General features: G+C 27.5%; 4 protein-coding genes. 1 reads left to right on the forward strand and 3 read right to left on the reverse strand.

Features of this window, described 5'->3' with window-relative positions:
• The 3 genes from mutL to PKV21_09025 all read right to left on the reverse strand — a co-directional run.
• A partial coding sequence (mutL, locus tag PKV21_09015) for a DNA mismatch repair endonuclease MutL (GenBank protein HOM27625.1) occupies positions 1 to 457 on the reverse strand: 457 nt, incomplete at its 3' end.
• On the reverse strand, positions 444 to 3,023 hold the full coding sequence (mutS, locus tag PKV21_09020; protein HOM27626.1) for a DNA mismatch repair protein MutS: 2,580 nt from the start codon (positions 3,021 to 3,023) through the stop codon (positions 444 to 446). The genes mutS and mutL, both read right to left, overlap by 14 nt.
• Positions 3,024 to 3,028: 5 nt before the next feature.
• Positions 3,029 to 4,243, reverse strand: coding sequence for a DNA recombination protein RmuC (locus tag PKV21_09025; protein HOM27627.1), 1,215 nt, complete (start codon positions 4,241 to 4,243; stop codon positions 3,029 to 3,031).
• 111 nt (positions 4,244 to 4,354) lie between these two features.
• Between PKV21_09025 and PKV21_09030 the strand changes: the two genes are divergently transcribed.
• A complete protein-coding gene (locus PKV21_09030) occupies positions 4,355 to 4,861 on the forward strand; it encodes a tetratricopeptide repeat protein (protein HOM27628.1) in 507 nt (168 codons plus the stop codon).
• The last annotated feature ends 24 nt before the right edge of the window (positions 4,862 to 4,885 follow it).

Here is a 4,885-nt window from a genome sequence, read left to right on the forward strand (position 1 = left end):
TGAAAAAAAGTTCCCTCACTTCAACTATAGTTCCATCCGGCATTCCACAATCTTTAATACTTAATTTTTTCCCGCCTCTTATATGAATTTCTTTCCCTGTTTCAGAATTTTTAACTTTACTTTTTAATATGACATCAGAAACAGCACCAATACTGTAAAGGGCTTCTCCTCTAAAACCAAGAGTTTTTATGTTATAAAGGTCTTCAAGATTTTTTATTTTGCTTGTTGAATACCTTTCAAATATTTTTTCTATATCGTCAGATTCTATCCCCTCTCCATCATCTTTAACATATATCAATTTTTTACCCGATTTTTCAATTTTAACTTCTATTTTTCTGCATTTTGCATCAATTGAATTTTCTATAAGTTCTTTAAGTACAGATGCAGGACTTTCAACCACTTCACCAGCCGCTATTTTACTTATGATACTTTCAGTTAAAAAATTAACTTTTCCCATTTATTCTTTCTTTTAATTCCTTTAATTTTAAAAGTGCATCAATTGGTCTTAAGTTTTCTATTTCAATACTTTTCAAATCATTTTTAATTGATTCAAGTTTTTTTATTTCTTCCTTTAATTCATCAACTTTATTTTTTTCTTCAAGTGAAAATAAAGAGGGATATTCAACCTCCACTTCTCCTATTATTTTATCCTTTATCGTTCCTTCAAGTTCAAGTTTTGATAATATTTCATCTGCTCTTTTTATAACATTTTCTGGTATTCCTGCAAGTCTGGCAACATATATTCCATAACTTTCATCAGTTGCTCCTTCTGTTATTTTATGCAGAAAAATTATATTATCCCCTGACTTTTTAACACTCACATTAAGATTTTTAACCCCTCTGTATTTACCAAGAGCCGTAATTTCATGAAAATGTGTTGCAAAAAGAGTTCTAACTTTTTTCTTGTGTAAATATTCTGCGACACTCCATGCAAGAGAAAAACCATCATAAGTACTTGTTCCCCTTCCTATTTCATCAATTATTATCAAACTCCTTTCTGTTAAATTATTCAATATTTCTGCTGTCTCTGACATCTCAACCATAAAAGTACTCTGTCCTTTTGTCAGTTCATCTTGAGCACCAATTCTTGTAAATATTTTATCCACATATCCAATTTTTCCATATTTTGCAGGGATGAAAGAACCAATTTGAGCAAGTAAAACAATTAGTGCTACCTGTCTTATATATGTTGATTTTCCAGCCATATTTGGACCTGTTATAATCAAAAGATAGTTTTCTATTGTATCCAGAAAAGTATCATTTGGAACAAATTCCTCAACTGATTTTTCAACAACAGGATGTCTTCCTTCCTTTATTTCTATTATTGTACTCTTATCAACAATTGGTCTTGTATAATTATTTTCAATTGCTACTTCTGTAAAGGATAATAAAACATCTAATTTTGCTATGGTTTCATTTATTAAATTTATTTTATGTGAGTTTTTTAATATTTCTTCCTTAATTTTTTCTATTATTTCACTTTCAAGTAATATTATTTTTTCTTCAGCAGTCAATATTTCTTCTTCAAACTCTTTCAGTTTTTGTGTTGTAAATCTTTCAGCATTCACAAGTGTCTGTTTTCTTACATAATCAGGTGGAACAAGTTTTAAATTTGGTTTTGTTATCTCAATATAGTATCCGAATATTTTGTTGTAACCAATTTTTAAGGAGTTTATACCAGTTCTTTTTATTTCTTCTTCCTGATATTTTGCAAGATAATTTTCACTGTTTTCCTTTATTTCTCTTAATCTATCTATTTCTTCATTAAAGCCCTTTTTTATAACCTTCCCTTCAAAATTAACAGATGGTATATTTTCATCAATTGCTCTTTCAAGTAAATTTCTCAAATTAGGTATATCATCAATTTCAAAATAGTCAAATTTTCTAAATATTTCCTCACAATTTTCAAGTAATTCAGAAGTTTTTTTCAATAATTTTTTTATTTCTATAATATCTTTTGCAGAACCGTATCCATAACTTATTTTTGTCAGTGCTTTTTCTGTATCCCTGATATCTGCAAGTATATTTTTAATTTTTTCTCTTAAACTTTTGTTTTTTATCAGAAATTCAACAATCTCATGTCTTTTTTGTATTTCTTTTATATCTGTTAATGGATGTAAAACCCAGTATTTCAAAAGTCGTTTACCCATCGGAGTGTTTGTTCTATCAATGATTTTTATAAGGTCTTCAATTTCAAGTCCTTTTATGGCGCAGGATGGAAGATAGACAAATTCATTATCGTTATAAAGAGAAATCCTATCAAGGTGTAAAAGATTGCTTTTGTTTGTATCTTTTAAATAGTCAACCAGTGGACCTATTGATCTTTGAGCATAAACTAGTTTTTCTATTCCAAAACCACTTAAACCTGCAACCTTAAATGTTTCAAGTATTGTTTTTTTTGAAATATCATAATTGAAATGCCAGTCCTCAAGTTCTGTAAGAGTTATATTTTTTAATTTTAAGAGAGGATTTGAGAACAGTACTTTTATTTTATCCTTTCTACTTTCAGGGTAAATAACTTCATATACAGGTAATTTAAATATTATTTCTATTATTTTTGTAATGTCCTGATTTTCATTTGTATATATTACAGAGCCACCACTTTCAATAAATGAATAACCAAAAGAATTTTCATCTATAAATAGAGAAAAAAGATATCTTGCTTCTGGATTTGTTTCATCAATATAAGTTCCAGAAGTTAAAACTCTTATTACTTCTCTCTTTACAATTCCTTTTGCTTTCTTCGGGTCTTCAACCTGTTCACATATAGCAACCTTATATCCATTTTTTATCAATTTAGAAATATAACTATCAGCAGCATGGTAAGGAATTCCACACATCGGTATTTTTCCACTTTTTCCTGCATTTTTTGAGGTTAAAACAAGGTCAAGGATTTTTGAAGCAATTTTTGCATCTTCATAAAACATTTCATAAAAATCTCCAAGACGGAAAAATAAAAGACAATCAGGATACTTTTTTTTAATACTGTGATATTGAACAAGCATTGGTGTGTAATTTTCCATACTTTTTACTCTTCCAGTTTTTCTATTTTAATTTTCTGTAATTCTTTAAATTCAGTTTCAAATTTATCAAGAAAATTTTTTGCTTCTTCAAAATTAGAATTTGTATATTTTAACTGTCTTATTGATTTTTCAAAAGAATTTTTTAAGTTTTCAAATATTTTACCCATACCTTCAAATGATTTCAATATATACTCAGCATTTTTTTCAATTATTTTTCCTTTTAGTCCAAGCAGGATTATATTTAAATAGGCAAATAAACTCTGGGGAGAAACTGGAAGGACTTTTTTTTGAGACCATGAGTAATTAAAAATTGAAGTTCCATCTTTATCCTCACTTATCAACAAACTATAGAAAATCGGCTCACTCGGAATATACATAAAAGCAAAATTAAAAGTACCTCTTTCAGGTTGTATATATTTAGCAACTTTTTCAATATGTCCTTTAACCTCTTTTATAAATTCTTGCTTATTTTTTTCATATTCTTCATCTTTTGAATTAGCCATTTTTTTATAGGATATAACTGGAAATTTTGCATCCACTGGTATAAATCTGTTTTCAATGAAAATAGCAGCATCAACCCTATTTCCAGGAGAAATTAAATACTGAAGTTTATATATTTCTTGTGGTAGAACATTTTTCAACATATTTTCAAGTATCTGTTCACCTATATCTCCTCCAAGTTTTGGGCTTGTAAGGGCAGTTTTAAGTTCTTCATTTACTTTTCTTAATTCTTCTGCAGATTTGCTTAATTCACCAACCCTTAAATTTAAATTTGTTATTAATCCTGTTGTATCTGCAAGTCGTTTATTTAATTGTTCAAGTTTACTATCAAGATTTGAATTAAGTTGAGAAGTTGATGAATTTATTGAATTTGTCAGGTTTTTCACAGTATCTGTTAATGTTTGATGTAATTGTGTTCTTAAATTTTCCATTCTCTGCTGTAAGTTTGTATCAGTTGTTCCGAGTGTTGAGATTGTTTTATTTACCTGGTCAAGAATTAACATTTCAGTATTTTTAAGAATATTTGTTATTTCCTGATTTAACTGATGTCTTGTATTTAAAAGATTCTCAGAAAATTCCTTTGAAATGGTTAGTATTTTTTCTTTAATTTCATCCTGCTTTAAAATGATATCTCTGGCATCTGTTTCTTTTTTTGTCACAATAAGAAATATAATAACTATCAGAAGAACCAGATTAAGTAGAAGCAATAAGTTCAGCATATTTTAATTATAACTCAATTTCATTCTAAAATCAATGTATCAAGGAGACATCTTTTTTCATTAAAGTTATCTTTGAAGTGAATAAAAGTCATTCTTGACGAACTTTTTAAAATGAGAAATAATGAAATTGAATGGGGAAGGTCTTTATTTACAATATTAATTTCAAGGGGTATAAAAATAAAAAGGGTTAAAGTGAAAAGAATAATATATTTTGGGTTTATTTTTTTTATTTGTATTAGTTTTATATCTGTCCAATCAGATAATTTAGTAAATGAGTGTGAGATGTTAGAAATTGCAGTGAAATATGAGAGAGAGGGGAATTTAAAAAAAGCAATTGAAATTTATCAGGAGATATTTGATAATACACAAAAAGACATTTATAAAGAACTCTCATTAGAAAATCTCGGAATGATTTATGAGAAACAAAAAGAATATGAAAAGGCAATAGAAATTTATAAAAAATGTCTTGATTTAGTTAAAGTACCATTTAAAATATGTAATACAAAAATCAGAATTGCTTACTGTTATTTTTATCAAAAAAAATATTCTGATGGATTTCAAATCCTGGAAGAAATAATACAGGAATATCCATCAACCACATTTTCAGCATTTCTATGATAATTTGTAGGTTTTCCACTAAAT

The sequence above is a fragment of the bacterium genome (assembly GCA_035371905.1).
In the GTDB taxonomy this organism is placed as follows: Bacteria; Ratteibacteria; UBA8468; order B48-G9; family JAFGKM01; genus JAMWDI01.